We start from the raw sequence: 14,684 nt of genomic DNA, 5'->3' as shown, positions 1-14,684 counted from the left end.
TTCCTTTTCTTATATCCCATAATCATTTTAACTGCCGTGATTGAGCATTTGGCAGGCATTTTTTGCTTTCGTTTACAATCCAGGAAAATTCTTATCACATTATTTTTCAGCGTCAGGGGCGCTAACATTCAACTGACTGGTATCGGTCAAGCAAACAGCATCAATGTTTGGCACGCCTTATCAGGAATTTTCACCGGTCGGGAACTGCAGGACTGTGACTATCAATGGATGGCTCAGATGTTAAAGGAATCCGGGCTTAGCCGGGAAAAAATCTTCCTGATTCTGGATGAGGAAGTTGCCCCTGCCCTCCAGGCAAATCTTCTTTACAACCCAACGCCGGTGATGGATGGCTGGACAGAAGAAGACGTCACCCGACTCGCAATGAAGTTCATGGCCAGGAAGTCGACCATTATTGATCGCGTTGTTCCGGCCCGCTTGCTATTAAAACAGCGTCGGAAGCACATTCAATATGAGCTAAACAGACTTCTTGTCGAGCTGGATAAATGCACTTAGCAAAAAGCGTGAAGAGAAGACAACCTGCAGTTGGTATTTCTTAAAGCGCTATTTCACACGCTTAGCTTGCCGCTTATCAAGTACAACACACCTTCCCGACGCAACGGGCTGACCTGGACAAACGGTGCGGCATGATTTTGAATTCGCGACAAAGCGCACAAATCTTTCTCATTCTATTTCGGATATAAGCAAAGCGTGACGGTCAATTACCGGGAGTAAGGGTATTGAGAAGAAAAAAGACCCGTTGCGAAAGGGGTTTTCAGCGATGACTACCCATGAAATTGGTAAGGATGAGGGAAGTGGTTATGCTTTTAACTGCGCAGCGAAATACTCTACTTAGAAAAAAAAGAGTAATGACACTAAAAGACAGACATTTCCATTCATAATTTGCTATAAATTATTTTGCATCGGCGGTATATATATTGTGTCCACCCGAGAAACAAAAGTGATACGCTCGTTTGGTTTCCAGGAACCATTCGTAAAGAAGCAATTCGAAACACCACCAAATTCAAGTAAAAGGATCTGCAAATGTCAGAAGCACTGAAAGCCTTAAACAACATTCGCACACTGCGTGCTCAAACGCGTGAAGTTAGCCTGGAATATCTTGAAGATATTCTCGAAAAGTTCACGGTCATCGTTGAAGAACGCCGCGAAGAAGAAGCCTCTCAGCGTAAGGAACTCGAGGATAAACAGGCAAAACTCGAAGCGTTTCGTGTGAAACTTCTTGAGGAAGGCATTGACCCGGCAGAGCTCATCTCCTCCTTAAAAGGACAGGCGACAAAAACCAAATCGACCCGTGAGCCTCGCCCGGCGAAATACAAATATATCGACGAAGACGGCAGCGAAAAAACCTGGACAGGCCAGGGCCGCACGCCTAAAGCGATTACCTCCGCGCTTGAGAAAGGGAAAAAACTGGAAGATTTCGCAATCTAATATCCAGCTATGGGGGGAGGCACGCTCCCCCGCAATGCTATGAAACTCTTTATATAGTGAAACCCGCCCACCCTGCCGATAACATAAGATGATTGACCATCAGCTACAGAATAATCTTAAGCGCATGACGGTCAGTTAAAAAACACCGCCATATTCTCCGTTGTACTACTACGCTTTATCGCACTCTCCTGATATTCATATCCCCGTCACGGCAAGTCCGTTTAGCCGAACTGTAATCCTTTACTCTCTATTACAATAAAAAAACCAGCGTCTAATATAAGCAGCAGAGCCGAAAAAACAGATGTTCAGGTTACCAGGTCAAGCCGGGCCAATAACATCCCGGGGCGGTTCCCGAAAGGCCGGACCATTAAAATTAATACCCGGTGGAATATACTTTTGAAACGCAACGGCCCGGCATCAAGCCGATGCTGACACCCGACTGTCAAATAACCAGGCAGGATAAAATGGCAACCAGCCGCAAAAGTGTTCCTCGCTACCCATATCGCATCGTGAAATAGCCCTGCTGTTAAACCGCTTTTTCAGCGAGGAAATTTTTTTACCCCAGGCGAAACTTTCCCGCGACATCCAGCGAACTGTCTATGAGCGTTAAATTTCCTAACCCCGTGGAGCGCAACATGACACCGATGAAAAAACTCTTTTTGAGCCTTACCTCTGCCGTACTGCTTAGCGTCTCAATGCCGATGTTCAATGCCCAGGCCGCATTGCCAACCGGTGCGCAGGCCCCCGATTTTCAATTGCAGGGCGCCCTTGCGGGCAAGCCTTTGACGTTCTCACTGAAACAGGCCCTACAAAAAGGCCCGGTCGTGCTCTATTTCTTCCCGGCGGCATTCAGTAAAGGCTGCACCATCGAAGCCCACGCCTTTGCCGAAGCCACGGATGACTTCAAAAAACTGGGCGCGACCGTCATTGGCGTGACCGCAGGTAATGTGGACCAGGTGGATGAGTTCTCTAAACTGGAGTGCCGCGATAAGTTCACCGTCACGGCTGACCCAGGCGCAAAAGTCGCCTCGGAGTACCAGACGCTGATGCAGATGAATGGCAAAACCCTTTCCGACCGAACCTCATTTGTTATCGCGCCGGACGGTAAGATCCTGCTGAGCTACACTGACAGAAACCCGGAAACGCATATCCAGAAAACGATGGATGCGGTGAAACAGTACGCAAATTCGCACTCGTAAAAGGCGGACGTCAACCACCCCATTAGCCATCAGAGACTCACTATGTTAACCGCAATGCTGGCCGCCTTCGCAGGCGGCATTATCCTTAATTTTATGCCCTGCGTTTTCCCGATAATCTCGCTTAAGGCGCTGGGGCTGGTTCGCCATTCGCACAGTACGGTGCAGACGCGCAAAGAAGGGCTTGGCTTCTTACTCGGCACGGTTGTTACCATGCTGATACTGGCCGCGGTTTTGTTAGCCCTGCGGGCGGGCGGTACCGCTGTCGGTTGGGGGTTTCAGCTCCAGTCGCCGCTGGTGATTGCCTTCCTCGCACTGGTTATTCTGGGCGCTGCGCTGAATTTACTTGGCGTGTTTGAAGTGGGTCTGTCGATGCAGCGCGCCGGGGAAATTTCCGTTGAGCGCGGTGCGTTTGTCCGGGCGGCGCTAACCGGGGCGCTGTCGATCATTGTGGCAACCCCCTGTGCCGCCCCGTTTATGGCAGGTGCTATTGGCTATGCGCTGGTGCAACCACCTGCCGTGGCGCTGGTTATCTTCTTTGCACTCGCACTCGGTTTCGCCGCGCCATTCACTCTCATCTCCCTCTTCCCGGCGTTGGGAAAATGGCTACCGCGCCCCGGTGCCTGGATGAATACGCTAAAACGTGGCCTGGCGTTTCCGATGTTCGGTGCCTTCGGCTGGCTGGTATGGGTGCTGGCTCAGCAGGCAGGAACCACCGCGCTCGCCGCGATTCTGGCGGCTGCTGTAGTGCTGAGTTTCGCCGCCTGGCTCTATGGTATGGCGCAGCAACGGCGCTTTGCCGGTAAGCGGCATCTCGCATTGTTTGCAGTCACCGCTGCGCTGATTCTGGCAGTCATTGTTCCGCTGCCGTCGGTAATCAAAAATGGCGCCCCGCTTGAGACGACGGCACATGTCGAAGAGGTAAAATGGTCGCCGCAAAATGTGGCGGATAATCGTGGCCACGGCAAAGCGATTTTCGTCAATTTCACCGCATCCTGGTGTATCACTTGTCAGGTAAACGAGAAGACATCGCTGTCTACGCAGGCCGTGAAAGAGGCGCTGGCGCGCACGGGCACACTTTATATGGTGGCCGACTCAACCAAATTTAATGCCGATATCGATGACACGATGAACGCCCTGGGTCAGGGCAGCCTGCCGCTGTATGTGGTCTATCCGGCAGATGGCAGCGAACCGAAAATTTTGCCGCAGGTGCTCACCCCGTCGATAGTGGTCAACGCCCTGACACAGGCCAGCGGTAAAAAGACATGAAGCCGTAAATAAGGCGGGATATGGAAAAATATGAGGCAACACGTGAGCAATGGCCACAATTGATGGCACTTACCCAGGCCGGCGATCAGGCGGCCTACACGCAGTTGCTAAAGGCGCTGGTACCGGTTATTCGCTCGCTGGTACGTAAGCAGGTTGACGATGACATGCTGGTTGAAGATGTCATTCAGGATGTGCTGCTGACCGTGCACAGGGTACGTCACACCTACGATCCCGCTTCGCCTTTTTTGCCGTGGCTGATGGCGATTGCCCATGCCCGTTCGGTTGATGCGCTGCGCCGTCGTGGCCGTCATCGCCAGCGCGAGCAAGACGACAGCGAGGCGTCTGAGTACGCAAGCGAAGACCGTTATCTGGCCGCCAGCGTTGAACAACACCAGTCCAGGGAAGAACTCGCCATGCTGTTAAACCAGCTTCCGGCGCGCCAGCGGCAGGTAATTGAACATGTTCACCTGCACGAAATGACCCTTTCAGAAACCGCGACGCACAATAACCTGACGGTGGCGGCCGTTAAGTCTCTGCTGCATCGCGCATTAAGTAACCTTCGTCGGTTAGGAGCGCATCATGGCCGATCATGATCTTTTTATTGAGCAGTTAAGTCGCACTATCGAGCCCGTAAAACGTCCGTGGCAGCCCGGATGGCGGGTTGTAGCGTGGATCGTGATGGCATTGCCCTGTGGGGCGCTGGCCAGTTTACTGGTGCACCGGACTTTTACCGACTGGTCTCAGACAGGCGCCGCGTGGGTTATCTTGCAGTTATTTCTGACCTTTATTACCGGCGCGCTGGCTATCCGTAACGCCTTTTTGCTGAGCATTGCCGGGCAGCAATCCCTGAGCTGGAAATGGTTTACGCCGCTGGTTAGCCTCTGGCTCGCAATTTCCTTTGCCAATATGCAATTGCATCACCACCTCCCGGTACAAGGCAGCGAGGTGGGAACAAATTGTTATCTCTTTATGGTTGTAGTGAGCGTGCCAATGATGGCGATCGTGATTGGTTATCTGCGCCGTACCCGCACGTTATTTCCCGCCCGCAGCCTGGCAGCCGCCGGGGCTGGCGTCGCCTGCATGGCGCTGACATTACTGGCCCTTTGCCACCCAACCCAAGTGAGTGCGCTGGATTTTCTGATGCATCTCAGCGCCACGGCAACGATCATCCTGAGTACTATGCTGTTGGGCTATAAATGGGTGTCGCTGCCCCACCATTAGACGTATACCGTTCCCTTTGCTGGATAACACGCAGAGCGCACGCGGTTTTGCGTACCGTCCCGACATTCACTGATAACAGCAGGTAAAACTCTCCTCTGGGTCAAATGAGTGATATATTTTCACGCATTAACCCAAGGAGACGTCATGTCGGAATTTGATTCAATCGCGCAGGAGCTTCAGCGCCAGGCCGAAGCAGAAGACAAACGGCAACGAGAAGACGACAACGCATTGCTGGGCCGGGTACTGGAAATCTACGGACAAAAGTATGTGGCGGAACAGTTACGCAAACTGGGTCAAAACGAATGGAGTCGTGAAAGATTAAACCGGCGGGTCAATGGCAAAGGCACCCCTGCGCCACTTACCGCCGCCGAGGAAGCCTTACTGCGCAAAATGCTTCCTTCGCCGCCTGCGCACCATCCGCATTATCAATTCCGCTTTATCGACTTGTTCGCCGGTATTGGCGGTATCCGCAATGGTTTTGAAGCCATTGGCGGACAGTGTGTCTTTACCAGTGAATGGAACAAAAATGCGGTGCGGACTTATAAAGCTAACTGGTACAACGACGAAAGCAGCCATCGTTTTAATCAGGATATTCGCGAAGTTACGCTGAGCGGTAAACCGGACGTCACCGACGCGCAGGCCTATGCGCATATCGACGAACAGATCCCCGATCATGACGTCCTGTTGGCAGGATTTCCGTGCCAGCCGTTCAGTTTAGCCGGGGTGAGTAAAAAGAATGCCCTCGGTCGCGCCCATGGTTTTGAATGCGAAGCACAAGGCACGCTCTTTTTCGATGTCGCGCGGATTATTAAAGCCAAACGCCCGGCCATCTTTGTGCTGGAAAATGTCAAAAACCTGAAAAGCCACGATCAGGGGAAAACCTTTACCGTGATCATGAATACCCTTGATGAACTGGGGTACGACGTGGCCGACGCCGAAGCGACCGGTAAAGACGACCCGAAGATTGTGGATGGCAAACACTTTCTGCCCCAGCACCGCGAACGTATTGTTCTGGTGGGTTTTCGCCGCGATTTACAACTAAAGCAAGATTTTACCCTGCGTAATATCGACCGCTTCTATCCGCGCAGCAGACCGACCTTCGGTGAGCTCCTTGAGCCCACTGTTGATGCGAAGTATGTGCTGTCGCCCAAACTGTGGGATTACCTTTTCCATTATGCGAAGAAGCACGCGGCGAAAGGCAACGGTTTTGGATTTGGACTGGTTGATCCCACGAATGCAGCCAGCGTGGCACGAACCTTATCTGCCCGCTATCACAAAGATGGCTCAGAAATTCTGGTCGATCGCGGCTGGGATAAAGCGCTGGGTGAAAGCAACTTTAGCGACGCCGCCAACCAGCAGCGTCGTCCGCGCAGGCTAACGCCACGCGAATGCGCGCGCCTGATGGGTTTTGAGAAACCTGGCGAAAAACCGTTTCGCATTCCGGTGTCGGACACGCAGGCCTATCGTCAGTTTGGTAACTCCGTGGTGGTGCCGGTGTTTGCTGCGGTCGCCCGGCTGCTGGAGCCCTCTATATTGCGTGCCGTCACTCTCAGGAAGGGGCAACCCACGCGTTGATATGGTCGAGCAAATGGGCAACATAGCGAGTGAGCTTAGGTAACGGACGGCGCTGCTGGCGATAAAGCAGCCACACCTGGCGCGGCTGTGGCGCAAAGTCCGTTAACACGCGTACCAGTTTGCCGCTTGCCAGTTCATCGGTCAGTAAGATCTCCGGCTGGAGTAATAACCCCGCTCCCGCAACAGCGGCAAGGCGCAATGCCTGCCCGTCATTACAACGAAATACCGGGTCTCGCCGCCAGGACATGTCGCCTTCCGTTCCCGGTAGTTTCCATTCGTTATTCGCGTTCCAGACCATATGCGACAGGCAGCGATGATGCTGTAAATCATCCGGCGTACGTGGCTCACCGTGCCGCGCCAGGTAATCGGGTGAAGCACAAATCACCATGCGATAAAGGCACAGTGGCTTTGCAACCACGTCATCGTTGTGTAACCCACCAATGCGGATCGCCAGATCGAATCCTTCATCAACCAGATCAACCCGTCGGTTGCTCAGATCCAGTTCGACGCGTACCTGCGGATGCGTATTAAGAAAGGCGGCAGTCAGCGGAGCCACCACGCAGGCGCCAAACGTCGTGGAGGCACTTACCCGCAACGTACCGGCGGGAGTATCGCGCAGTCGTTCAATGGAGGTATCCGCCATATGTACCTGCTCGAGCACCCGGCGTGCCTCTTCATAATAGACACGCCCGGCATCCGTCAGACTTTGTCGCCGGGTATTGCGCTCCACCAGCCTTGCGCCAAGCTGCTCCTCCAGCGCACCGATGTATTTCCCCACCATCACCGCCGACAGATTCAATTGACTTGCCGCCAGGGTGAAACTGCCGCAATCCGCAACGGTAACGAACACTTCCATACTGCGCAGCTTATCCATATTGCTAACCCACAGTTAGTAATCAATTAACGTTTAGCTCATTTATCTTATAAATAATTAGCAGAAGAATAGCCACTACTGCAACAGAGGAGCATAACGATGAAAATTCTACTGATTGGCGCAAGTGGTACCGTAGGTCGGGCGGTTGAGCAGGAGCTGAGCCAGGGTCAACATGACATTATCCGCGCGGGGCGCACCAGCGGTGATTTCCATGTTGATATCACGTCCGATGAGAGCGTGGCAGCACTGTTTGAAAATGTGGGGAGAGTCGATGCTATCGTCGCCACCACCGGCAACCTTTTCTTTGGGCCGCTGGAGAAAATGACCAGCCGGGATTTTTCGATTGGCCTGCAGGATAAGTTGCTCGGCCAGGTACGTCTGGCGTTGACAGGGCAACATTACCTGAACGAGGGTGGCTCGATTACGCTAACCAGCGGGATTGTTGGCCAGGAGCCCATCGCGCAAGGGGTCAATGCCACGACGGTCAACGCCGCGCTGGAAGGTTTTGTGAAGGCAGCGGCGTGCGAACTGAAACACGGGCAGCGCATAAATGTCGTTAGCCCGACTATGCTGAGCGAATCGCAAGAAGCCTACGGCCCCTTCTTTCCGGGGTTTGAGAGCGTGCCAGCCGCGCGGGTGGCGCTGGCTTATCGCCGCAGTATTGAAGGCGTGCAGACAGGGCGCGTCTATACCGTGGGATATTAATCGCCCCTCATCCGTCAATGAGGGGCAGCGGATTAGACATCCGTTTTCAGGCCCGTGACAAAACTCTGCCACTGCTCCTGTAGTGCGCTGATATGGCCTTGCTCAATTTCACGGATGTAAGGTATCGAGCGGTTTTTCGCAACCCAGTTGTTGATTGAAGAGAACCAGGCCTCACTGTCTGTGGTGCTGGCGGTGAGGCTCAGCATTGCATTGCGGACTGTCTGGGAAGAGTGCGTTCCTTCGGCCAGTTGTGCGAGGGCATCCTGATGATGCTGTGCCTGGTCGCGATCCCCCAGGCTTTCCGCCAGTCTGCTCGCCTGAGTCAGGACCACTTTGGTCATCTGATCGGCCTGTGAAGATTTATCACTAATAAACTGGGCGACAAATGCGCTGGCCTCAGTCTGGTAATCCGTCGTCACATATTTCTGTACCACCAGGTTCAGCTTGGCTTGTGTTAAGGCCAGATCCATCGCATTGGTGGTGTAATCCCCGTTTTGGGTTGGGGATGTCAGGGCTTTATGCAGTGCGTCAGCCATCTCATCGGCGTTAACCGTGGCGTTCTGGAAAAAGGCCTGAAAACTGACCGCGTCATTAGCGGTGGCGGGATCGGAATAGAAATCACTGGCAAGGCTTGGTCCCGTTGGCATTCGCGCTATCGCCTGGTTACGCAGGTTGAGCGCTTCGCGAGCGCTCGCGTCTATCTCCTCCTGAGTCGGCGGCGTTAAGTTATCCCTTGCTTGCGCCATCGCTTCCGGCGACAGACTGACCTCAACGGAATCAACGGGATCAACGTTTTTCCCCGTCACGGCATGCACCGTTTCCAAACGGGTAGTGGCAGGCATGTCCCTCAACGAGGCAGCCGAACTTACATCCTTAATGCTCATATCTTCTCCTTAGAATTGATGCCAAACGTATTTTTTATCGTCTCAATGGCGAAGAACTTTACGGACTTGCACAAAAAATCGGAGAAAATATCAGGTTAACAATCAGTTATAAAAACATGAGGGCGAAAGCTCTCGCCCTTCGCCTCTTAGTCACGTGACTGAACCCAAAAAGCGTGAATCAGGCCTGGGAAATAGCCAAGCAACGTCAGAATCACGTTGAGAATGAAAGCCCAGCCAAAGCCTTTACCAATGAGTACGCCCAGCGGGGGAAGAATAATCGTAAAAATAATACGCCAGAAACCCATAACTTCTCCATTGCGATAAAAATGCAGGTGATTGTTAAAAAAGGAATTTAATGTAAAAGCTTAGCCACTTTACGGAACACCGCCAGCCGAGCCTTGCGCTTTTACCCTCTTTTACGCAAAACGACATTTCATCAATAGCAGTCATCATCCGGCCCAACTGTACCTTGTGGGCAGTTCGCGCTAAGGTTTAATGACCAGGAAATAAGGAGGACAATATGATTACTGTTGGTGATGTAGTGCAGCCGCGTATTGGCGGACCGAAGTTGAAAGTCATTGAAGTGCATGAGGACCAAATCGTTGCCGTACCGGTGCATAATGACGCGGCAGAGAAAATTACCCTTAAATCTGCGGATGTATCTCTTTATAAAGAAGACGGCGATTTCGGCGTCTGCTAATTCTTTTTTGCGGTGAGCATTTCTCACCGCAACTTATCTGAATTTCCCCACCCTTCATCACCTTTCTTTATGCAAACAATCCGCATATTTACCCAAACAAAGAAACAGCATTTAACGCTGGCAAAATCGTTTGTTTAGCATAAAAAATGCTGCTGATTGAATTATGAACATCAGGGAAGGATTGTTCGCTAAAAGTACGCATTGCCACGATAAGCTATTTTGTGAATAACATCACAATTCATCCATAAGTTAATGATATCAAATGCTTTTATTTCCCTTCCCAACAAAAATAACGAAATGCGCAAAAAACAGGCAAAGGCAGAGCAATTTATCCAGAAAAAGAAAATAAATAAAAATTATTAGCTAGTTGTTAGTTTATATCCAGACATATAATCTAGCACCATCAAATGTACCACAGCAAACCGCTAGTTACCGTCCGGTATCAGCTTATTTTCTCTTTTCAAGGAGCAGTACCATGTTCTCTTCGCAGTCCCGCCTGCGTCATGCCGTGGCAGACACCTTTGCAATGGTTGTCTATTGTTCGGTAGTGAACATGCTCATTGAAATATTCCTCTCTGGAATGACCTTCGAGCAGTCACTTTCATCACGTCTGGTTGCTATTCCGGTCAACATTATTATTGCCTGGCCTTATGGTCTGTATCGCGATGCGATCATGCGTTATGCCCGCCGTATTAGCCCGAAAAGCGGAATGCGAACACTGGCCGATGTTGTGGCGTATGTCACCTTCCAGTCACCGGTATATGTCGCTATTTTGCTGACTGTCGGCGCCGACTGGCATCAAATTGTCGCCGCGGTGAGTTCAAATGCGGTACTGTCGATGCTGATGGGTGCGCTGTACGGCTACTTCCTGGATTATTGTCGCCGTCTGTTTGGCGTGAGCTTTCAGCAGGCGAAAGCCTGAGGATAGAGTGACAGGCCTGCGCCTGTCACTGCTTATTGAAACTCACCGAACAGGCCCGATAAAAAACGCTCAAGCGCCAGCCGGGAACTGAAACCGTGTGGAATACCGTAATGTTCCTGCGCGTCCCCGCCTAAATATAACGGGAAGTTTTGATAGTGATCGCACGTCTTGATTTCCGAGGCGGGTTCCGCAAGGGACAGACTTCGTTCTTTTAGCGTGGGGTGAATGATCAGCGCCGTACGGCCCATGCGCGCCTCCCGATTAACATACACGTAATTATCCCCACGGCGATAACCGTAGGTCTTCGGTGTAGCGACATCCATTTTAAATCCCACTTTCTCAAGAACGCGTGCCACCTCATCGGGTCGTAAATACATATTTTTTCCTCGTCATCTTTTTACTGCACCGCAACCTTACATTACTCAGCATTAGCAACGCTTTCAGAAAAGTCCATAAACGAGGGCAAATGCCGTTTCGGTGATTAGCGGCAGAAAATTATGGTCTAAACTAAAATTCACATCGAAAACAAAGGAGGATCCGATGTTTAACAGACCTAATCGCAGTGATGTAGATGAAGGCGTTCAGGATATCCAGAATGATGTTCATAAACTGGCCGATAGCCTGGAAGATGTACTCAAGTCTCTGGGTAGCGATGCAAAAGACGAAGCGGATACCGCACGTCGTAAAGCGCAGGCCCTGTTAAGAGAGACCCGGGCGCGTCTGCATGGTCGGACACCAGCACATCAGGCAGCGCGTGACGCGGTAAGCTGTGCAGGTACCTATGTGAAAGAGAATCCGGTCTATGCCCTGGGGGCAGTTGCCGCCGTCGGGATTTTCCTGGGCGCGCTGATTTGTAACCGCCGTTAAACCCGCTTACTCTCCCCTCCTCAACCCCGTACGTGATGCACGCGCGGGGTTTTTTATTGCCTGCTGGCCTGTTTTACGCATATAAAGCCCCCTCCTCGTTGCGCTCATCAACCAGGAAAAACTTATCTTAATTTCCTATATGTTGTGTGGTTGAAACTTTTATCAACTACATCTAGTATTCCTGTTAGCAACGAGCACACGACTGACGCGAACCTTCGCGCCGTTCTCTTATTTTAAATGGAAACACGAATCATGCGCATTACTATTTACACTCGAAATGACTGTGTACAGTGCCACGCCACAAAACGGGCAATGGAAAGCCGTGGCCTTGAATTCGAAATGGTGAATGTCGACCTGGTACCGGACGCCGCAGATGAACTGCGCGCAATGGGTTTTCGTCAGTTACCGGTCGTGGTTGCAGGTGAAACCCAATGGTCTGGTTTCCGTCCGGATATGATCAACCGCCTGCACACCGCACCGCGTGTGGCCAGCGCATGAGCATCCTCGTCTACTTCTCCAGCAGCTCGGAAAACACGCAGCGGTTTATTGAGCGACTGGGGATGTCGGCGGTGCGTATTCCACTCAATGAGCGTGAGCGCATCCGGGTAGACGAACCCTACATTCTTGTTGTTCCCAGTTATGGCGGCGGCGGTACGGCAGGTGCCGTGCCGCGTCAGGTCATCCGCTTTTTAAACGATCAGCATAACCGTGCGCTGATTCGCGGCGTGATCGCCTCCGGTAATCGCAATTTTGGCGAAGCCTACGGGCGAGCGGGAGATGTGATCTCGCAGAAATGCGGCGTGCCGTATCTCTACCGTTTTGAGCTGATGGGAACCCAGCAGGATATTGAAAACGTGCGTAAAGGAGTGAGCGAATTTTGGCAACGACAACCGCAGAGCGCGTAATGCAAGCCGCACCGGATTACCATGCGCTGAACGCCATGCTGAATCTGTACGATAAAGCAGGCCGCATCCAGTTCGACAAAGACCACCAGGCGGTAGACGCGTTCTACAACAACCATGTCCTGCCCAATAGCATGACATTCGCCAGCCAGGATGAGCGCCTTAACTATCTGGTGCAGGAAGAGTATTACGATGAAAGCGTGCTGGCGCGTTATGATCGCGCTTTCGTGATCGACCTTTTTGCTCACGCCCATGCCAGCGGTTTCCGTTTCCAGACGTTTCTTGGCGCATGGAAGTACTACACCAGCTATACGCTGAAAACCTTCGACGGCAAACGTTATCTTGAACATTTCGAAGACCGCGTGTGCATGGTCGCGCTTACCCTCGCCCAGGGAGATAAAACCCTGGCGCGGCAGTTGACCGATGAGATCCTGGCCGGTCGCTTCCAGCCTGCAACACCGACCTTCCTCAACTGCGGCAAAAAGCAGCGCGGCGAGCTGGTCTCCTGCTTCCTGTTACGTATTGAAGATAATATGGAATCCATTGGCCGCGCGGTGAACTCAGCGTTGCAGTTGTCTAAACGCGGCGGTGGCGTGGCCTTTTTACTCTCAAATCTGCGCGAGGCCGGTGCGCCGATTAAGCGCATTGAGAACCAGTCGTCGGGTGTGATTCCGGTGATGAAGATGCTGGAAGATGCCTTCTCTTATGCAAACCAGTTAGGCGCGCGCCAGGGAGCAGGTGCCGTTTATCTCAACGCGCACCACCCGGATATTTTGCGTTTTCTCGATACCAAAAGGGAAAACGCCGACGAAAAAATTCGTATTAAAACGCTCTCACTGGGTGTGGTGATCCCGGATATCACTTTCCGTCTGGCAAAAGACAATGCTGACATGGCGCTGTTTTCTCCCTATGACGTGGAGCGCCTGTACGGCAAACCCTTCGGTGATATCGCAGTAAGCGAGATGTATGAACAACTGGTTGCCGATGACCGCGTACGTAAGAAATACATCAACGCCCGCGATTTCTTCCAGACGCTGGCGGAGATCCAGTTCGAATCAGGCTATCCGTACATCATGTTTGAAGATACGGTGAACCGCGCTAATCCCATTGCCGGGCGTATCAATATGAGCAACCTGTGCTCCGAGATTTTGCAGGTGAATAGCCCGTCCACGCTGGATGAAAACCTGGACTACGTGGATATTGGCCACGATATCTCGTGCAACCTCGGCTCGCTCAATATCGCCCATACCATGGATTCGCCTGACTTTGGCCGCACGGTGGAAACGGCGGTGCGTGGCCTGAGCGCGGTCTCAAACATGAGCCACATCCGCTCGGTTCCCTCGGTAGAAGCGGGGAATGCGGCATCACACGCTATTGGCCTTGGGCAGATGAACCTGCACGGCTATCTGGCGCGAGAAGGCATTGCCTACGGCAGTGAAGAGGGGCTGGATTTCACCAACTTCTATTTTTACACCATCACCTGGCACGCGCTGAATACCTCGATGATGATGGCCCGCGAACGCAACCAGCGTTTTGCAGGCTTCGAACAGTCGCGCTATGCCAGCGGGGAATTTTTCAATCAGTACCTGGAAAAGGACTGGCAGCCAAAAACAGAGAAAGTCCGTGCGCTCTTTGCCCGAAGCGGCATCACCCTCCCTGACCGCAATATGTGGGAGCAGTTGCGTGAGAACGTGATGCGCTACGGCATTTACAACCAGAACCTGCAGGCGGTTCCGCCTACCGGGTCTATTTCTTACATCAATCACGCCACGTCGAGTATTCACCCTATCGTGTCGAAAATTGAGATTCGCAAGGAAGGCAAAACCGGGCGCGTTTACTACCCTGCCCCGTTTATGACCAACGAAAACCTGGCGTTTTATCAGGATGCCTATGAAATCGGGCCGGAGAAGATCATCGACACCTACGCTGAGGCCACGCGTCATGTGGATCAGGGGTTGTCATTGACGCTGTTCTTCCCGGACACCGCCACCACGCGCGACATTAATAGAGCGCAGATTTATGCGTGGAAGAAAGGTATCAAGACGCTGTACTACATCCGCCTGCGCCAACTGGCGCTGGAAGGTACTGAAATCGAGGGCTGCGTGTCCTGCGCGCTGTAAGGA

The 14,684-nt window shown here is 52.3% G+C and carries 18 protein-coding genes; 14 read left to right on the top strand and 4 right to left on the bottom strand.

What is annotated here, in order from left to right:
• Positions 1-126: 126 nt before the first annotated feature.
• The 7 genes from C5523_RS06165 to C5523_RS06135 all read left to right on the top strand — a co-directional run bounded on the left by C5523_RS06165 (position 127) and on the right by C5523_RS06135 (position 6,707).
• On the top strand, positions 127-513 hold the full coding sequence (locus C5523_RS06165) for a hypothetical protein (RefSeq protein WP_108702291.1): 387 nt from the start codon (positions 127-129) through the stop codon (positions 511-513).
• A gap of 528 nt (positions 514-1,041) precedes the next feature.
• Positions 1,042-1,446: an H-NS family nucleoid-associated regulatory protein gene (locus C5523_RS06160; protein ID WP_039077584.1), complete on the top strand. Its 405-nt coding sequence runs from the start codon at positions 1,042-1,044 to the stop codon at positions 1,444-1,446.
• Between the two features lie 635 nt (positions 1,447-2,081).
• Positions 2,082-2,645 (top strand): peroxiredoxin, encoded by a 564-nt coding sequence (locus C5523_RS06155; RefSeq protein ID WP_039077585.1) that lies wholly within the window; start codon positions 2,082-2,084, stop codon positions 2,643-2,645.
• A gap of 42 nt (positions 2,646-2,687) precedes the next feature.
• Positions 2,688-3,911 carry a protein-disulfide reductase DsbD gene (locus C5523_RS06150; RefSeq protein ID WP_039077586.1) on the top strand — a complete coding sequence of 408 codons (1,224 nt, stop codon included), beginning with the start codon at positions 2,688-2,690 and terminating at the stop codon, positions 3,909-3,911.
• Between the two features lie 20 nt (positions 3,912-3,931).
• On the top strand, positions 3,932-4,504 hold the full coding sequence (locus C5523_RS06145) for an RNA polymerase sigma factor (RefSeq protein ID WP_079497827.1): 573 nt from the start codon (positions 3,932-3,934) through the stop codon (positions 4,502-4,504).
• A complete protein-coding gene (locus C5523_RS06140; RefSeq protein WP_108700762.1) occupies positions 4,491-5,132 on the top strand; it encodes an NrsF family protein in 642 nt (213 codons plus the stop codon). Before C5523_RS06145 ends, C5523_RS06140 begins: the two co-directional genes overlap by 14 nt.
• Positions 5,133-5,276: 144 nt before the next feature.
• Positions 5,277-6,707, top strand: a complete 1,431-nt coding sequence (locus C5523_RS06135) for a DNA cytosine methyltransferase (protein ID WP_039077589.1) — start codon at positions 5,277-5,279, stop codon at positions 6,705-6,707.
• Here the strand turns inward: C5523_RS06135 and C5523_RS06130 are convergent.
• Positions 6,682-7,581 carry a LysR family transcriptional regulator gene (locus C5523_RS06130; RefSeq protein ID WP_108700761.1) on the bottom strand — a complete coding sequence of 300 codons (900 nt, stop codon included), beginning with the start codon at positions 7,579-7,581 and terminating at the stop codon, positions 6,682-6,684. The genes C5523_RS06135 and C5523_RS06130 overlap by 26 nt on opposite strands.
• Positions 7,582-7,680: 99 nt before the next feature.
• Between C5523_RS06130 and C5523_RS06125 the strand changes: the two genes are divergently transcribed.
• Positions 7,681-8,286 (top strand): short chain dehydrogenase, encoded by a 606-nt coding sequence (locus tag C5523_RS06125; protein WP_108700760.1) that lies wholly within the window; start codon positions 7,681-7,683, stop codon positions 8,284-8,286.
• A 32-nt stretch (positions 8,287-8,318) separates the two neighbouring features.
• On the opposite strand, the gene C5523_RS06120 is transcribed toward C5523_RS06125, so the two are convergent.
• Both C5523_RS06120 and C5523_RS06115 read right to left on the bottom strand, forming a co-directional pair.
• Positions 8,319-9,170, bottom strand: a complete 852-nt coding sequence (locus tag C5523_RS06120; RefSeq protein WP_108700759.1) for a hypothetical protein — start codon at positions 9,168-9,170, stop codon at positions 8,319-8,321.
• Between the two features lie 146 nt (positions 9,171-9,316).
• Positions 9,317-9,475 (bottom strand): YqaE/Pmp3 family membrane protein, encoded by a 159-nt coding sequence (locus tag C5523_RS06115; protein ID WP_039077593.1) that lies wholly within the window; start codon positions 9,473-9,475, stop codon positions 9,317-9,319.
• Positions 9,476-9,690: 215 nt separating this feature from the next.
• Here C5523_RS06115 and C5523_RS06110 point away from each other — a divergent pair, with 215 nt between their 5' ends.
• Positions 9,691-9,870, top strand: coding sequence for a hypothetical protein (locus tag C5523_RS06110; protein WP_039077594.1), 180 nt, complete (start codon positions 9,691-9,693; stop codon positions 9,868-9,870).
• 475 nt (positions 9,871-10,345) lie between these two features.
• On the top strand, positions 10,346-10,792 hold the full coding sequence (gene alaE, locus C5523_RS06105) for an L-alanine exporter AlaE (protein WP_047369158.1): 447 nt from the start codon (positions 10,346-10,348) through the stop codon (positions 10,790-10,792).
• A gap of 32 nt (positions 10,793-10,824) precedes the next feature.
• Here the strand turns inward: alaE and C5523_RS06100 are convergent, their stop codons facing one another.
• Positions 10,825-11,169, bottom strand: coding sequence for a DUF2002 family protein (locus C5523_RS06100; protein ID WP_039077596.1), 345 nt, complete (start codon positions 11,167-11,169; stop codon positions 10,825-10,827).
• A 163-nt stretch (positions 11,170-11,332) separates the two neighbouring features.
• Here C5523_RS06100 and C5523_RS06095 point away from each other — a divergent pair, with 163 nt between their 5' ends.
• The 4 genes from C5523_RS06095 (at position 11,333) to nrdE (ending at position 14,681) form a co-directional block, all read left to right on the top strand.
• On the top strand, positions 11,333-11,659 hold the full coding sequence (locus tag C5523_RS06095) for a DUF883 family protein (protein WP_039077597.1): 327 nt from the start codon (positions 11,333-11,335) through the stop codon (positions 11,657-11,659).
• A 252-nt stretch (positions 11,660-11,911) separates the two neighbouring features.
• The gene (gene nrdH / locus C5523_RS06090) at positions 11,912-12,157 is read left to right on the top strand and encodes a glutaredoxin-like protein NrdH (RefSeq protein ID WP_071194719.1); all 246 of its coding nucleotides are present in this window, start codon (positions 11,912-11,914) and stop codon (positions 12,155-12,157) included.
• Positions 12,154-12,564, top strand: a complete 411-nt coding sequence (gene nrdI, locus C5523_RS06085) for a class Ib ribonucleoside-diphosphate reductase assembly flavoprotein NrdI (RefSeq protein ID WP_107224586.1) — start codon at positions 12,154-12,156, stop codon at positions 12,562-12,564. Before nrdH ends, nrdI begins: the two co-directional genes overlap by 4 nt.
• Complete coding sequence (nrdE, locus tag C5523_RS06080) at positions 12,537-14,681, top strand: class 1b ribonucleoside-diphosphate reductase subunit alpha (RefSeq protein ID WP_107224585.1); 2,145 nt, start codon at positions 12,537-12,539, stop codon at positions 14,679-14,681. Before nrdI ends, nrdE begins: the two co-directional genes overlap by 28 nt.
• Positions 14,682-14,684 lie beyond the last annotated feature (3 nt).

It is taken from the genome of Phytobacter sp. SCO41, from assembly GCF_003073275.1.
GTDB classification, from domain to species: domain Bacteria; phylum Pseudomonadota; class Gammaproteobacteria; order Enterobacterales; family Enterobacteriaceae; genus Phytobacter; species Phytobacter diazotrophicus.
Note: the sequence above shows the minus strand (reverse complement) of the source record. Positions and strands in the feature narration are given on the sequence as shown.

Excerpts from the sequence above, each read along its gene's own strand:
- C5523_RS06150 (WP_039077586.1), top strand. The coding sequence starts at position 2,688 with ATGTTAACCGCAATGCTGGCCGCCTTCGCAGGCGGCATTATCCTTAAT.
- nrdH (WP_071194719.1), top strand. The coding sequence starts at position 11,912 with ATGCGCATTACTATTTACACTCGAAATGACTGTGTACAGTGCCACGCC.
- nrdI (WP_107224586.1), top strand. The coding sequence starts at position 12,154 with ATGAGCATCCTCGTCTACTTCTCCAGCAGCTCGGAAAACACGCAGCGG.
- C5523_RS06100 (WP_039077596.1), bottom strand. The coding sequence starts at position 11,169 with ATGTATTTACGACCCGATGAGGTGGCACGCGTTCTTGAGAAAGTGGGA.
- C5523_RS06110 (WP_039077594.1), top strand. The coding sequence starts at position 9,691 with ATGATTACTGTTGGTGATGTAGTGCAGCCGCGTATTGGCGGACCGAAG.
- C5523_RS06160 (WP_039077584.1), top strand. The coding sequence starts at position 1,042 with ATGTCAGAAGCACTGAAAGCCTTAAACAACATTCGCACACTGCGTGCT.
- C5523_RS06095 (WP_039077597.1), top strand. The coding sequence starts at position 11,333 with ATGTTTAACAGACCTAATCGCAGTGATGTAGATGAAGGCGTTCAGGAT.
- C5523_RS06145 (WP_079497827.1), top strand. The coding sequence starts at position 3,932 with ATGGAAAAATATGAGGCAACACGTGAGCAATGGCCACAATTGATGGCA.
- alaE (WP_047369158.1), top strand. The coding sequence starts at position 10,346 with ATGTTCTCTTCGCAGTCCCGCCTGCGTCATGCCGTGGCAGACACCTTT.
- C5523_RS06155 (WP_039077585.1), top strand. The coding sequence starts at position 2,082 with ATGACACCGATGAAAAAACTCTTTTTGAGCCTTACCTCTGCCGTACTG.
- C5523_RS06115 (WP_039077593.1), bottom strand. The coding sequence starts at position 9,475 with ATGGGTTTCTGGCGTATTATTTTTACGATTATTCTTCCCCCGCTGGGC.
- C5523_RS06140 (WP_108700762.1), top strand. The coding sequence starts at position 4,491 with ATGGCCGATCATGATCTTTTTATTGAGCAGTTAAGTCGCACTATCGAG.
- C5523_RS06120 (WP_108700759.1), bottom strand. The coding sequence starts at position 9,170 with ATGAGCATTAAGGATGTAAGTTCGGCTGCCTCGTTGAGGGACATGCCT.
- C5523_RS06130 (WP_108700761.1), bottom strand. The coding sequence starts at position 7,581 with ATGGATAAGCTGCGCAGTATGGAAGTGTTCGTTACCGTTGCGGATTGC.
- C5523_RS06135 (WP_039077589.1), top strand. The coding sequence starts at position 5,277 with ATGTCGGAATTTGATTCAATCGCGCAGGAGCTTCAGCGCCAGGCCGAA.
- C5523_RS06125 (WP_108700760.1), top strand. The coding sequence starts at position 7,681 with ATGAAAATTCTACTGATTGGCGCAAGTGGTACCGTAGGTCGGGCGGTT.